The organism is Citrobacter sp. MNAZ 1397, from assembly GCF_023613995.1.
In the GTDB taxonomy this organism is placed as follows: Bacteria; Pseudomonadota; Gammaproteobacteria; order Enterobacterales; family Enterobacteriaceae; genus Phytobacter; species Phytobacter ursingii.
On record NZ_JAKIVH010000002.1, the window covers coordinates 427,208 to 440,952 of the forward strand.

The window sequence follows — 13,745 nt, forward strand, 5'->3', positions numbered from 1 at the left end:
TGGCGACGCCTTTTGCGTCGCGCGAATTTGAAGTGGTAGATGGCGTTTAGAGAATGAATACACAACAACTGGCGAAACTGCGTTCAATCGTGCCCGAGATGCGTCGCGTCCGGCACATTCACTTTGTCGGCATTGGCGGTGCTGGCATGGGCGGTATTGCCGAAGTTCTGGCTAACGAAGGCTATCAAATCAGCGGTTCTGATTTGGCGCCGAATCCGGTAACGCAGCAGTTGGCGTCGCTTGGCGCGACAATCTACTTCAACCATCGCCCGGAGAACGTTAGCGATGCAAGTGTCGTCGTCGTGTCCAGCGCGATTGCAGCTGATAACCCGGAAATCGTCGCCGCTAACGAAGCGCGTATCCCGGTGATTCGCCGTGCCGAAATGCTGGCAGAGCTGATGCGCTTTCGCCACGGGATTGCTATCGCCGGTACGCATGGCAAAACGACAACGACTGCTATGGTTGCCAGCATTTATGCCGAAGGCGGGCTTGATCCTACCTTTGTGAATGGTGGTCTGGTAAAAGCGGCAGGCGTACATGCGCGTCTGGGCAATAGCCGTTATTTAATCGCGGAAGCAGACGAGAGTGATGCGTCATTCCTCCACCTGCAACCGATGGTGGCGATTGTCACCAATATCGAAGCTGACCATATGGATACCTACCAGGGCGACTTCGAGAATTTAAAAACGACATTTATTAATTTCCTGCACAACCTGCCGTTTTATGGTCGCGCGGTGATGTGCGTGGACGATCCGGTCATTCGCGAATTGTTACCGCGCGTGGGTCGTCAGCTCACCACATACGGCTTTAGCCAGGATGCGGATGTGCGCATTGAAAACTATCAGCAGGAAGGCGCACAAGGGCATTTCACCCTGATTCGTCAGGACAAACCCGAACTGCATGTCACGCTGAATGCGCCGGGCCGCCATAATGCGCTTAATGCAGCGGCAGCTGTCGCGGTGGCAACAGAAGAAGGTATCGATGACGAAGATATTCTGAGCGCGCTGGAAAGCTTCCAGGGCACCGGGCGTCGTTTTGATTTTCTGGGTGAGTTTCCGCTGGCGTCCGTTAACGGTAAGCCAGGGACTGCGATGCTGGTGGATGATTACGGTCACCATCCGACGGAAGTAGATGCCACCATTAAAGCGGCACGCGCAGGATGGCCGGATAAAAATCTGGTGATGGTCTTCCAGCCGCATCGCTTTACCCGTACGCGCGATCTGTATGACGATTTTGCCAACGTTCTGACCCAGGTCGATTCACTGCTGATGCTGGATGTTTACTCTGCGGGCGAAACGCCGATCCCGGGGGCGGACAGCCGTTCCCTGTGCCGTACTATTCGTGGCCGTGGGAAAATCGATCCGATCCTGGTATCCGATCCGGCTCAAACCGCGGCTATGCTGGCTCCTGTTCTGACCGGTAATGATTTAATTCTGATCCAGGGCGCGGGCAACGTTGGCAAGATTGCGCGTCAGTTGGCGGAAGCGAAACTCAAGCCGCAACAGGAGGACGAGCGCAATGGCTGATAAAGTCGCGGTCCTGCTGGGCGGAATTTCTGCTGAGCGCGAGGTGTCATTAAACTCCGGCGCTGCGGTGCTTGCGGGTTTACGTGAGGGTGGCATTGATGCGCACCCGATTGACCCGCGTGATGTGGATGTTACTCGCCTGAAAGCGATGGGCTTCGATAAAGCATTCATTGCGCTGCATGGGCGTGGCGGGGAAGACGGTAGTCTGCAAGGGTTGCTGGAGCTAACAGGCGTGCCTTATACCGGCAGCGGCGTTATGGCATCGGCAATCTCAATGGATAAATTACGCAGTAAATTGCTCTGGCAAGGTGCGGGGTTACCTGTTGCCCCGTGGGTTGCTTTAACACGCAACGAATTTGAATCGGGGCTCAATAATGACGTTATTCAACGCATTGAAGCGTTAGGTTTACCGGTTATCGTTAAACCGAGCCGCGAAGGTTCAAGCGTCGGTATGTCAAAAGTTGAAGAATTTGGTGCATTAACGGCTGCGTTAGCGCTTGCCTTTCAACATGATGATGAAGTTCTTATCGAAAAATGGCTAAGTGGGCCCGAATTTACAGTTGCCATGCTCGGAAAAGAAATTTTACCTTCAATTCGTATTCAGCCCGCTGGAACCTTCTATGATTATGAGGCGAAGTATCTCTCTGATGAGACGAAATATTTCTGTCCGTCAGGTCTGGAAGCAAACGATGAGGCCACTTTACAAAACCTGGTACTGAAAGCCTGGCGTGCGCTGGGATGTCGGGGCTGGGGACGAATTGACGCCATGTTAGACAGTGATGGTCAGTTTTATTTGTTGGAAGCCAATACCGCGCCGGGTATGACAAGTCATAGCCTGGTACCGATGGCAGCGCGACAGGCGGGATTAACCTTCTCGCAACTGGTCGTGCAAATTCTGGAACTGGCGGAGTGATATGTCTCAGGCTGCGCTGAACACGCGAAATCGCGATGTCGAGGAGATGCCATCCTCCCGCCGCAATAATGGAACGCGTCTTGCAGGAATTTTGTTCCTGCTGACGGTGTTGTGTACCGTGTTGGCTAGCGGCTGGGTAGTCCTGGGCTGGATGGAAGATGCGCAACGGTTACCATTGTCGAAGCTGGTGTTGACAGGCGATCGCCATTACACCCGCAACGACGATATTCGCCAGTCTATTCTGGCGCTTGGCGCACCCGGCACGTTTATGACGCAGGATGTCAATATAATCCAGAGCCAGATAGAGCGTCTGCCCTGGATAAAGCAGGCAAGTGTCAGAAAGCAATGGCCTGATGAATTGAAGATTCATCTGGTTGAATATGTGCCTATAGCACGTTGGAATGATCAGCATATGGTGGACATGGACGGTAATTCGTTCAGCGTTCCTGCGGATCGAACCAGCAAGCAGGTTTTACCCATGCTGTATGGCCCGGAAGGGAGTGAGAGCGAAGTTTTACAGGGCTTCCATGACATGGGACAGGTGCTGGCGAAGGATAAATTCACGTTGAAAGAGGCGGCGATGACTGCCCGGCGGTCGTGGCAGGTGACGCTTAATAACGATATTAAGCTCAACCTCGGTCGTGGCGATACGATGAAACGCCTGGCGCGCTTTGTCGAATTGTACCCGGTTCTGCAACAGCAGGCGCAGGCGGATCGCAAAGAAATTAGTTACGTGGATTTACGCTATGACTCTGGCGCGGCGGTAGGTTGGAAGCCGGCCCCAGTTCAGGACCCTAATCAGCAACAGAATCAGGCACAGGCAGAACAATAATGATCAAGGCGACGGACAGAAAACTGGTAGTAGGACTGGAGATTGGTACCGCGAAGGTAGCCGCTTTGGTAGGGGAAGTTCTGCCCGACGGTATGATCAATATCATCGGCGTGGGAAGCTGCCCGTCCCGTGGTATGGATAAAGGTGGCGTTAACGACCTGGAATCTGTGGTGAAATGCGTTCAGCGCGCCATCGATCAGGCCGAACTGATGGCCGATTGCCAGATTTCTTCTGTTTATCTGGCACTGTCGGGTAAACATATTAGCTGCCAGAATGAAATTGGTATGGTGCCGATTTCAGAAGAAGAAGTGACGCAGGAAGATGTAGAGAATGTGGTGCATACGGCGAAATCGGTGCGAGTGCGTGATGAACACCGCGTTCTGCATGTCATTCCTCAGGAATATGCCATTGATTACCAGGAAGGTATCAAAAACCCGGTAGGTCTTTCGGGTGTACGTATGCAGGCGAAAGTCCATCTGATCACTTGCCATAACGATATGGCGAAAAACATTGTTAAAGCGGTGGAACGTTGCGGTCTGAAAGTTGACCAACTTATTTTCGCCGGGCTGGCCTCCAGTTATTCCGTGTTGACGGAGGATGAACGTGAGCTGGGTGTCTGCGTTGTAGACATTGGCGGTGGTACAATGGATATGGCTGTGTATACAGGCGGAGCGCTGCGCCATACGAAAGTGATCCCGTATGCAGGGAATGTCGTAACCAGCGATATCGCCTATGCATTCGGTACGCCGCCAAGCGACGCCGAAGCCATTAAAGTTCGTCATGGTTGTGCGCTGGGCTCCATCGTGGGTAAAGATGAGAGTGTTGAAGTGCCAAGTGTGGGGGGGCGTCCGCCGCGTAGCTTACAGCGCCAGACGCTGGCCGACGTGATTGAGCCACGTTATACCGAGTTGCTCAATCTGGTGAATGATGAGATTTTGCAGTTACAAGAGCAGCTTCGCCAGCAAGGGGTGAAACATCATCTGGCGGCGGGGATTGTGTTAACGGGCGGGGCAGCGCAAATTGAAGGTCTGGCGGCATGTGCCCAGCGTGTATTCCATACGCAAGTGCGTATTGGCGCGCCGCTCAATATTACTGGTTTAACGGATTACGCCCAGGAGCCGTATTATTCAACGGCGGTGGGATTGCTGCACTACGGGAAAGAAACCCATTTAAGTGGTGAAGCAGAAGTGGAAAAACGTGCATCAGTCGGCTCGTGGTTTAAACGAATCAACAGCTGGCTGCGTAAAGAATTTTAATTTTCGGAGACCGGAAAACATTAGCGGTCTCAGGCGACAGGCACAAAACGGAGAGAAATTATGTTTGAACCTATGGAACTGACCAACGACGCGGTGATTAAAGTCATCGGCGTCGGTGGCGGCGGCGGTAATGCCGTTGAACACATGGTGCGCGAGCGCATTGAGGGTGTTGAATTCTTCGCAGTGAATACCGACGCGCAAGCGTTGCGTAAGACCGCGGTGGGTCAGACCATTCAGATCGGTGGTGGTATCACCAAAGGTCTGGGCGCTGGGGCTAACCCGGAAGTAGGTCGTAATGCGGCTGAAGAGGATCGTGAAGCACTGCGCGCTGCGCTTGATGGTGCTGACATGGTCTTTATCGCAGCGGGTATGGGCGGCGGCACCGGCACGGGTGCGGCACCGGTCGTTGCGGAAGTGGCTAAAGATTTGGGTATCCTGACGGTTGCCGTCGTGACCAAGCCTTTCAACTTTGAAGGCAAGAAGCGAATGGCATTCGCTGAACAGGGTATCGCTGAGCTGTCCAAACATGTGGACTCGCTGATCACTATCCCGAACGATAAATTGCTGAAAGTTCTCGGCCGTGGTATCTCTTTGCTGGATGCATTCGGTGCGGCAAACGACGTACTGAAAGGCGCTGTGCAGGGGATCGCCGAACTGATTACCCGTCCGGGTCTGATGAACGTTGACTTCGCTGACGTGCGTACCGTGATGTCCGAAATGGGCTACGCCATGATGGGCTCTGGTGTTGCAAGAGGCGAAGACCGCGCAGAAGAAGCGGCGGAAATGGCGATTTCCTCTCCGCTGTTGGAAGATATCGATCTGTCTGGCGCGCGCGGCGTGCTGGTTAACATCACCGCGGGCTTCGACCTGCGCCTGGATGAGTTCGAAACCGTGGGTAACACCATTCGTGCATTCGCATCAGACAATGCTACTGTTGTTATTGGTACATCGCTGGATCCGGATATGAATGATGAGCTGCGTGTCACTGTTGTAGCAACCGGTATTGGTATGGACAAACGTCCGGAAATTACCCTTGTGACTAACAAACAGCAGCAGCAACCGGTAATGGACCGCTACCAGCAGCACGGTATGTCGACGCTGCAGCAGGAGCAGAAACCTCAGTCTAAAGTGGTCAACGACAATACGCCGCAGACGACTAAAGAACCGGATTACCTGGATATTCCAGCGTTTTTGCGTAAGCAAGCTGATTAAGAATACGCTGGAAGTTGGGCATCTTCGCTCTTTGTGCTAAACTGCCCCACCGATTGTGTAGTACACTTCGGTTGGATGGTTAATTAGGCGAGATTATACGATGATCAAACAAAGGACACTTAAACGTATCGTTCAGGCGACTGGTGTCGGTTTACATACCGGCAAGAAAGTCACACTGACGTTGCGCCCTGCGCCGGCCAATACCGGGGTCATCTATCGTCGCACTGACTTGAATCCACCGGTAGATTTCCCGGCTGATGCTAAATCTGTGCGTGATACAATGCTCTGTACGTGTCTGGTGAACGAGCATGACGTACGGATTTCAACCGTAGAGCACCTTAATGCTGCTCTGGCCGGTCTGGGTATCGACAACATTATTGTTGAAGTCGATGCGCCGGAAATCCCGATTATGGACGGCAGTGCTGCACCGTTCGTTTATCTTCTGCTGGATGCAGGCATCGAAGAACTGCGCAGTGCGAAGAAATTCGTGCGAATCAAAGAGACGGTCCGCGTTGAAGATGGTGATAAATGGGCAGAGTTCAGACCGTTTAACGGTTTCTCTCTCGATTTCACTATCGACTTTAACCACCCGGCCATTGATGCCAGCACTCAGCGTTACGCGATGAACTTTTCTGCCGACGCGTTTATGCGCCAGATTAGCCGCGCGCGTACCTTCGGTTTCATGCGTGATATCGAATATCTGCAGTCCCGCGGTTTGTGCCTGGGCGGTAGCTTCGATTGTGCCATCGTTGTTGACGATTATCGCGTATTGAACGAAGACGGCCTGCGTTTTGAAGACGAATTCGTTCGTCACAAAATGCTCGACGCGATTGGTGACTTGTTCATGTGTGGTCACAATATCATCGGTGCGTTTACTGCGTATAAATCGGGTCACGCGCTGAACAACAAACTGTTGCAGGCAGTCCTGGCGAAACAGGAAGCCTGGGAATATGTGACCTTCGAAGATGATGCAGAACTGCCACTGGCGTTCAAAGCACCGACGATGGTTCTGGCGTAATACCAGACAATAAGTAAGACCTAAATTCGACTGGTCCACCTGGCACACTCTCTCCTGCCAGGAGTGCCAGTCGTTTTTTATTTTAAAATCTGTACTTTTGCCTCGCTTTGGTTGATGAAGATTGTTTTTACCACTCAATGAGCGCGATCGCTGCTTTCCTGGCCGTTTTTATCCCCCGGAGCGCCTTATAATCGCTGTCCTCCCGCTGCATTAATGGTAATATCTTTGCGCAAAATAATGCATACCGAAGTAAAAAGCGGACAACAGTGATTTTTTTGGTGAACTGAGTGAGCGGAATTCTGACGCGCTGGCGACAACTTGGCAGACGTTATTTCTGGCCGCATCTCTTATTGGGGATGGTCGCGGCAAGCTTCGGCATGCCTGCGCTCAGCAACAGCAACCACACTGAACCGGCTAAAGCGACGACACGTAATCATGAAGGCGCTGGTAGCGTTAACTTCACTAATCTTGCGCTGCTTGAAGGGACGCGCCGTCCGAGCTTCACTGTTGATTACTGGCATCAGCATGCCATCCGTACCGTTATTCGCCACCTCTCTTTCGCGATGGCGCCGCAGGCGTTACCCGTCGTGGAAGAACCACTGCCTTTGCAGGCTCACCACCTCGCTCTCCTGGATACGCTCAGCGCGCTGCTAACCCAGGAGCAGAGACCGCCGGCAATTGATAGCCAGACATGTGGTACCGATTTCCCCACCCATTGCGCGTTTAGCGTCCGGGCCTGGATTAGCCAGGTTCAGGGCATCCGCGCGGGACCTCAACGCCTTAGCTGAAAAATTATCCTTCAACTACATTTGTGACTCCGCAGAGCGGGGCGTTTGAGATTTTATTATGCTTATCAAATTATTAACAAAAGTATTCGGTAGTCGTAACGATCGTACACTGCGTCGTATGCGCAAAGCAGTCGGCATCATCAATGCGATGGAGCCGGAAATGGAAAAGCTGTCAGACGACGAACTGAAAGCAAAAACAGCGGAATTTCGTGGCCGTCTGGAAAAAGGCGAAACGGTTGAAAGCTTGATCCCGGAAGCGTTTGCCGTCGTGCGCGAAGCCAGTAAACGTGTCTTCGGTATGCGTCACTTCGACGTTCAGTTACTCGGCGGCATGGTATTGAATGAACGCTGCATCGCAGAGATGCGTACCGGTGAAGGTAAAACGCTGACCGCGACACTGCCTGCGTATGTAAACGCCCTGAGCGGCAAAGGTGTTCACGTGGTTACCGTGAACGACTATCTGGCGCAACGTGACGCCGAAAACAACCGTCCCTTATTCGAATTCCTGGGTATGACCGTCGGGATCAACCTGCCGGGTATGCCGTCTGTAGCGAAGCGTGAAGCCTACGCTGCAGATATCACCTACGGTACTAACAACGAATACGGCTTTGACTACCTGCGCGACAACATGGCGTTCAGCCCTGAAGAACGCGTGCAGCGCAAACTGCACTATGCGCTGGTGGATGAGGTGGACTCTATCCTCATCGATGAAGCGCGTACACCGTTGATCATTTCCGGCCCGGCTGAAGACAGCTCGGAAATGTACAAAAAAGTGAACAAAATCATCCCGCACCTGATCCGTCAGGAGAAGGAAGATTCCGATACCTTCCAGGGCGAAGGGCACTTCTCTGTTGATGAAAAGGCGCGCCAGGTGAACCTGACCGAACGTGGCCTGGTGCTGATTGAAGAATTGTTGGTTAACGAAGGCATCATGGACGAAGGTGAGTCCCTGTACTCTCCGGGTAACATTATGTTGATGCACCATGTTACCGCAGCGCTGCGCGCGCACGCGTTGTTCACCCGTGATGTGGATTACATTGTTAAAGACGGCGAAGTTATCATCGTTGATGAGCACACTGGCCGTACCATGCAGGGCCGTCGCTGGTCTGATGGTCTGCACCAGGCTGTGGAAGCCAAAGAAGGTGTGGATATTCAGAACGAAAACCAGACTCTGGCTTCGATTACCTTCCAGAACTACTTCCGTCTGTATGAGAAACTGGCGGGGATGACCGGTACTGCTGATACCGAAGCATTCGAGTTCAGTTCTATTTACAAACTCGATACCGTGGTGGTGCCGACCAACCGTCCGATGATCCGTAAAGATATGCCGGATCTGGTCTACATGACCGAAGCGGAAAAAATTCAGGCGATTATTGAAGATATTCGTGAGCGTACTGCTGCAGGCCAGCCGGTGCTGGTGGGTACGATCTCCATTGAGAAATCCGAAGTGGTTTCAAATGAGCTGACGAAAGCGGGTATCAAACACAACGTACTGAACGCGAAGTTCCACGCCAAAGAAGCAGATATTGTTGCGCAGGCGGGTTATACCGCAGCGGTAACAATCGCAACTAACATGGCTGGCCGTGGTACCGACATCGTGTTGGGTGGTAGCTGGCAGGCAGAAGTCGCAGCGCTGACAGACCCGACGCCGGAACAGATCGCGCAGATCAAAGCTGACTGGCAGGTGCGTCACGATGCCGTACTGGCTGCGGGTGGTCTGCATATCATCGGTACCGAACGTCACGAATCACGCCGTATCGATAACCAGCTGCGTGGCCGTTCTGGTCGTCAGGGTGACCCGGGCTCATCCCGCTTCTATCTGTCTATGGAAGATGCGCTGATGCGTATTTTTGCCTCAGATCGCGTATCAAGCATGATGCGTAAACTGGGCATGAAACCGGGCGAAGCGATTGAACACCCGTGGGTGACCAAGGCGATTGCCAACGCCCAACGTAAAGTGGAAAGCCGTAACTTCGATATTCGTAAACAACTGCTGGAATACGATGACGTAGCGAACGATCAGCGTCGTGCAATCTACACCCAGCGTAATGAACTGTTGGATGTGTCTGATGTGAGCGAGACCATTAACAGTATTCGTGAGGATGTGTTCAAGGCGACCATTGACGCCCATATTCCACCGCAGTCGCTGGAAGAAATGTGGGATATTCCTGGCTTGCAGGAACGCCTGAAAAATGATTTCGACCTCGATCTGCCGATTGCTGAATGGCTGGATAAAGAGCCGGAATTGCATGAAGAGACCCTGCGTGAGCGTATCCTGGCTCAGGCAATCGAAGTCTATGGTCGCAAAGAAGAGGTTGTTGGCGCCGAGATGATGCGCCACTTCGAAAAAGGCGTCATGCTGCAAACGCTTGACTCACTGTGGAAAGAGCACCTGGCGGCGATGGATTACCTGCGTCAGGGGATCCATTTACGTGGCTATGCGCAAAAAGATCCGAAGCAAGAGTACAAGCGTGAATCTTTCTCAATGTTCGCCGCGATGCTGGAGTCGCTGAAATATGAAGTGATCAGCACCCTGAGTAAAGTTCAGGTGCGTATGCCGGAAGAAGTTGAAGCAATGGAGCAACAACGCCGCGAAGAAGCAGAGCGTCTGGCACAAATGCAGCAACTTAGCCACCGTGATGATGAGTCTGAGGCGGCGGCAGCGCTGGCTGCGCAGACCGGCGATCGCAAAGTTGGTCGTAACGACCCTTGTCCATGCGGGTCAGGTAAAAAATACAAACAGTGCCACGGTCGTCTGAGCTAAGGTACGAATAAATAAAGAAAGGCGCAGATATCTGCGCCTTTTTTATGGAGTAACGACAATGAAAATACTGCAAATCGCCGTTGGCATTATTCGCAACTCACAGGGTGAAATCTTTATTACCCAGCGCGCAGCCGATGCGCATATGGCTAATAAATGGGAGTTTCCTGGCGGCAAGATCGAAGAAGGCGAAACGCCTGAACAAGCGGTTGTCCGTGAGTTGCACGAAGAAGTGGGGATCAACGCTGGTGCGGCAACTCTGTTCGATAAGCTGGAATATCACTTCCCTGACCGCCACATTACGCTCTGGTTTTATCTTATTGAACAGTGGGAAGGTGAGCCGTGGGGAAAAGAGGGGCAGCCTGGACGTTGGGTTCACCAGACTCAACTGCTGGCGGAGGAGTTCCCGCCAGCCAATGAACCCGTCATCTCAAAACTGGCAAGCGCCTGATCGTGCAGGGGGCGGGGCTCCCCGCCACCGAACTATTTACTGCTGCTCTTCGCTCCAGTCGTCGCTGTCGGAAAGGTCGCCCGCACTGGGGATGCGTTTTTCTTCCGCAGCCCATTCCCCCAGGTCTATTAACTGGCAGCGTTTTGAACAGAATGGACGGAATGGGCTGGTTTCGCTCCATACCACGCTTTTGCCGCAGGTTGGGCAATTAACACGCGTTGCGTCTGACATCATTTCTCCTTAACAACAAGCCAGTTCGAAATCCAACCGTTCCGGGACGATGCCATTTTCGCTGTCGAGCGGCAGAAAACGAATGGCGAAACGACTTTTATGTCCCGAAATCTGCGGGAATAACTGGCTGCCTAAATCCAGATGCAGACGAAGCAGATCGGCATCTTCACCATTATCCTGGTAAAAACCGTTCAGGCTGGTTTGCTTACGGAACGGGGCTGAGTTGCGGATCAAATCCAGAATCAGTGATAACGTGTGATTGAGCGGTGTCAGGCTGGCCAGCCAGATATTCACCTGCTCGTCACGCTGAGCTTGCGGCAGGTGCAGCCAGACATGCAGGGTGGGCAAATCAAAGCTGCAACAGCCGCCCGGTATACTCAGACGCTGGCGTACCAGGCCGATTAACCGGTCTTCACGTAAAAGTTGCCCAATGCGGGGGGCCGCCATCAGCATAGTGCTGGTCTCTTTTAACTGCTGGCGAATGGCATCGATACGTCCCTGATCAACGCCAGGCACTTCGGCCCAGGCTTTCAATTTACGTTGCTGGCGTTCCAGTTCTTTAAGCAATTCGGTACGCGTGTCACCACGCTCGAAAATATCCAGTAGCTCACCGGCATTACGGAAGAAATGCAGCGCGTCCGCATGATCGGCAAGAGGGAGGCGAGCGGTCAGTTGCTGGAGCAGAAATTCGATACGCAGCCATGTGCGCATCTTTTCGTTGAGCGGGTGTTCAAATAGGACGTGGGTCTGCATTAAAGGTTTTCCTGTGAAACTGCCTGCGATGCATAACTCAGATAAGCCGCATGCAGGCGGGCAACATCCGATGCAATTGCATCTGGTGCGCCATTATTGTCAATAATATCATCCGCAACGGCAAGGCGTGCTTCACGTGTCGCTTGCGCCGCCAGAATATGCTCAGCATTTTCACGGCTTACGCCGTCACGCTGCATCGTTCGCAAAATTTGCGTCTCCGGAGAGACGTCGATAACCAATACCCGGTCGGCTTTGCTCTGTAAGTGGTTTTCAACCAACAAAGGAACAACCCACAATACATAGGGGGAGGTAGCTCCGGCAATTTGTCGCTGGGTTTGCTGATGGATTAATGGGTGCAGCAAACCATTGAGCCAGGTTTTCTCGGCCGGGGAAGCAAAAATCCTTTCGCGTAATACGCGACGGTTCAGTGAGCCCTCTGGTGTGAGGATGTCTGAACCAAAATGTTCTGCGATGGCCTGTAATGCAACAGAGCCCGGTTCAACAACCTGACGGGCAATAACATCTGCATCGACAATATCCACACCAAAACGGGCGAAGGCATCCGCGACCGTGCTTTTGCCGCTACCAATACCGCCGGTTAACGCGACCGTATACCCCATAGAGTCTGATCTCAAAAAAGTCGGTGAAAAAATCATAACCCACACATTTTCAATTTTGCCAGTTTGCTTAACTCAGGTCGTCAGTAAGCGAAACGCGGAAAAATAACTATGCATTTTTCATCTGAATCAGCAGGTTATAATTTGTGCAAGATGGACTTACGCAAATGCGGCTAATCTTGCCCTTTCACCAGGTAAATTTATAGGATTGTAGCGTAAAAAAAGAGAATTTCGCAGTCTTGCGGAGTCCTGATTAGTGCGTATGATAGCGTCACTGGAGTTGTGTGTTTGCAAGTCTGCGTTGTTCGCCATTAACCCCAGGAATCCGCACATGCGTATTGAAGAAGATCTGAAATTAGGTTTTAAAGACGTTCTTATCCGCCCTAAACGCTCTACCCTCAAAAGCCGTTCCGATGTTGAGCTGGAGCGCGAGTTTACCTTTAAGCATTCAGGACAGAACTGGTCTGGCGTACCGGTAATTGCTGCCAATATGGACACCGTTGGTACCTTTGCCATGGCGAAAGCGCTGGCGTCGTTCGATATTTTGACTGCGGTGCATAAACATTATTCCGTCGAAGACTGGAAAGCATTTATTCAGCGCGAGTCTGACGATGTATTACGCCACGTGATGGTATCGACAGGCACCTCAGATGCCGACTTCGAAAAGACTAAACAGATTCTGGCGCTGCACTCCCAACTGAATTTCGTCTGTATTGATGTTGCCAATGGTTATTCCGAGCACTTCGTGCAGTTCGTGTCGAAAGCACGTGAAGCCTGGCCGAATAAAACGATTTGCGCAGGCAACGTCGTGACTGGCGAAATGTGTGAAGAGCTGATCCTCTCCGGTGCGGATATTGTAAAAGTGGGCATCGGCCCAGGTTCTGTATGTACCACTCGTGTGAAAACCGGTGTGGGTTATCCTCAGCTTTCTGCTGTTATTGAGTGTGCCGACGCGGCGCACGGTTTGGGCGGTCAAATCGTTAGCGATGGCGGCTGTACCGTACCAGGCGACGTGGCGAAAGCCTTTGGTGGTGGCGCTGATTTTGTCATGCTTGGCGGGATGTTGGCAGGACATGAAGAAAGCGGTGGTACCGTAGTTGAAGAAAACGGTGAAAAATTCATGCTGTTTTACGGTATGAGTTCTGAGTCGGCGATGACCCGTCACGTTGGTGGGGTGGCTCAGTACCGTGCGGCAGAAGGTAAGACCGTTAAGTTGAAACTACGTGGCCCGGTCGAAAATACCGCGCGCGATATCCTCGGTGGCTTGCGTTCAGCCTGCACTTATGTGGGCGCATCTCGCCTGAAAGAGCTGACCAAACGTACCACCTTTATCCGCGTGCAGGAGCAAGAAAACCGCGTTTTCAATAGCCTCTAATCGGCTTACAGG

The 13,745-nt window shown here is 52.4% G+C and carries 13 protein-coding genes; 10 read left to right on the forward strand and 3 right to left on the reverse strand.

Annotated features, from left to right (window positions below; all coding sequences use genetic code 11):
* The first annotated feature begins 53 nt into the window (after positions 1 to 53).
* From murC to mutT, 9 genes are all read left to right on the forward strand, one after another.
* A complete protein-coding gene (gene murC / locus L2097_RS16715) occupies positions 54 to 1,526 on the forward strand; it encodes a UDP-N-acetylmuramate--L-alanine ligase (protein ID WP_142516604.1) in 1,473 nt (490 codons plus the stop codon).
* Positions 1,519 to 2,439 carry a D-alanine--D-alanine ligase gene (locus L2097_RS16720; RefSeq protein ID WP_047371822.1) on the forward strand — a complete coding sequence of 307 codons (921 nt, stop codon included), beginning with the start codon at positions 1,519 to 1,521 and terminating at the stop codon, positions 2,437 to 2,439. The genes murC and L2097_RS16720 overlap by 8 nt, the downstream gene beginning before the upstream one ends.
* A 1-nt stretch (position 2,440) precedes the next feature.
* Positions 2,441 to 3,271, forward strand: a complete 831-nt coding sequence (ftsQ, locus tag L2097_RS16725; RefSeq protein WP_047371821.1) for a cell division protein FtsQ — start codon at positions 2,441 to 2,443, stop codon at positions 3,269 to 3,271.
* Positions 3,271 to 4,527: a cell division protein FtsA gene (gene ftsA, locus L2097_RS16730; RefSeq protein ID WP_039078371.1), complete on the forward strand. Its 1,257-nt coding sequence runs from the start codon at positions 3,271 to 3,273 to the stop codon at positions 4,525 to 4,527. Before ftsQ ends, ftsA begins: the two co-directional genes overlap by 1 nt.
* A gap of 60 nt (positions 4,528 to 4,587) precedes the next feature.
* Entirely contained in the window at positions 4,588 to 5,739 is a 1,152-nt protein-coding gene (ftsZ, locus tag L2097_RS16735; RefSeq protein ID WP_047371820.1) for a cell division protein FtsZ, read from the forward strand.
* Positions 5,740 to 5,839: 100 nt separating this feature from the next.
* The gene (gene lpxC / locus L2097_RS16740; RefSeq protein WP_047371819.1) at positions 5,840 to 6,757 is read left to right on the forward strand and encodes a UDP-3-O-acyl-N-acetylglucosamine deacetylase; all 918 of its coding nucleotides are present in this window, start codon (positions 5,840 to 5,842) and stop codon (positions 6,755 to 6,757) included.
* 287 nt (positions 6,758 to 7,044) lie between these two features.
* Positions 7,045 to 7,545 (forward strand): secA translation cis-regulator SecM, encoded by a 501-nt coding sequence (secM, locus tag L2097_RS16745; protein ID WP_229220483.1) that lies wholly within the window; start codon positions 7,045 to 7,047, stop codon positions 7,543 to 7,545.
* A gap of 58 nt (positions 7,546 to 7,603) precedes the next feature.
* The gene (gene secA / locus L2097_RS16750; RefSeq protein ID WP_047371817.1) at positions 7,604 to 10,309 is read left to right on the forward strand and encodes a preprotein translocase subunit SecA; all 2,706 of its coding nucleotides are present in this window, start codon (positions 7,604 to 7,606) and stop codon (positions 10,307 to 10,309) included.
* A 58-nt stretch (positions 10,310 to 10,367) separates the two neighbouring features.
* Positions 10,368 to 10,757, forward strand: a complete 390-nt coding sequence (gene mutT, locus L2097_RS16755) for an 8-oxo-dGTP diphosphatase MutT (protein WP_142516599.1) — start codon at positions 10,368 to 10,370, stop codon at positions 10,755 to 10,757.
* Positions 10,758 to 10,793: 36 nt separating this feature from the next.
* Here mutT and yacG read toward each other — a convergent pair whose 3' ends face one another.
* Genes yacG through coaE form a run of 3 tightly spaced genes read right to left on the reverse strand, consistent with a single transcriptional unit; the run spans position 10,794 to position 12,361 of the window.
* Positions 10,794 to 10,988, reverse strand: a complete 195-nt coding sequence (gene yacG, locus L2097_RS16760) for a DNA gyrase inhibitor YacG (RefSeq protein WP_039078377.1) — start codon at positions 10,986 to 10,988, stop codon at positions 10,794 to 10,796.
* A 9-nt stretch (positions 10,989 to 10,997) separates the two neighbouring features.
* Entirely contained in the window at positions 10,998 to 11,741 is a 744-nt protein-coding gene (gene zapD, locus L2097_RS16765; protein ID WP_250353327.1) for a cell division protein ZapD, read from the reverse strand.
* Entirely contained in the window at positions 11,741 to 12,361 is a 621-nt protein-coding gene (coaE, locus tag L2097_RS16770; RefSeq protein ID WP_047373396.1) for a dephospho-CoA kinase, read from the reverse strand. The genes zapD and coaE overlap by 1 nt, the downstream gene beginning before the upstream one ends.
* Before the next feature lie 328 nt (positions 12,362 to 12,689).
* Here coaE and L2097_RS16775 point away from each other — a divergent pair, with 328 nt between their 5' ends.
* A complete protein-coding gene (locus tag L2097_RS16775) occupies positions 12,690 to 13,733 on the forward strand; it encodes a GMP reductase (protein WP_085005549.1) in 1,044 nt (347 codons plus the stop codon).
* The last annotated feature ends 12 nt before the right edge of the window (positions 13,734 to 13,745 follow it).

Coding starts and splice junctions, on each gene's coding strand:
- zapD (WP_250353327.1), bottom strand. CDS start 11,741: ATGCAGACCCACGTCCTATTTGAACACCCGCTCAACGAAAAGATGCGC.
- ftsQ (WP_047371821.1), top strand. CDS start 2,441: ATGTCTCAGGCTGCGCTGAACACGCGAAATCGCGATGTCGAGGAGATG.
- lpxC (WP_047371819.1), top strand. CDS start 5,840: ATGATCAAACAAAGGACACTTAAACGTATCGTTCAGGCGACTGGTGTC.
- L2097_RS16775 (WP_085005549.1), top strand. CDS start 12,690: ATGCGTATTGAAGAAGATCTGAAATTAGGTTTTAAAGACGTTCTTATC.
- murC (WP_142516604.1), top strand. CDS start 54: ATGAATACACAACAACTGGCGAAACTGCGTTCAATCGTGCCCGAGATG.
- yacG (WP_039078377.1), bottom strand. CDS start 10,988: ATGTCAGACGCAACGCGTGTTAATTGCCCAACCTGCGGCAAAAGCGTG.
- ftsZ (WP_047371820.1), top strand. CDS start 4,588: ATGTTTGAACCTATGGAACTGACCAACGACGCGGTGATTAAAGTCATC.
- secA (WP_047371817.1), top strand. CDS start 7,604: ATGCTTATCAAATTATTAACAAAAGTATTCGGTAGTCGTAACGATCGT.
- L2097_RS16720 (WP_047371822.1), top strand. CDS start 1,519: ATGGCTGATAAAGTCGCGGTCCTGCTGGGCGGAATTTCTGCTGAGCGC.
- ftsA (WP_039078371.1), top strand. CDS start 3,271: ATGATCAAGGCGACGGACAGAAAACTGGTAGTAGGACTGGAGATTGGT.
- coaE (WP_047373396.1), bottom strand. CDS start 12,361: ATGGGGTATACGGTCGCGTTAACCGGCGGTATTGGTAGCGGCAAAAGC.
- mutT (WP_142516599.1), top strand. CDS start 10,368: ATGAAAATACTGCAAATCGCCGTTGGCATTATTCGCAACTCACAGGGT.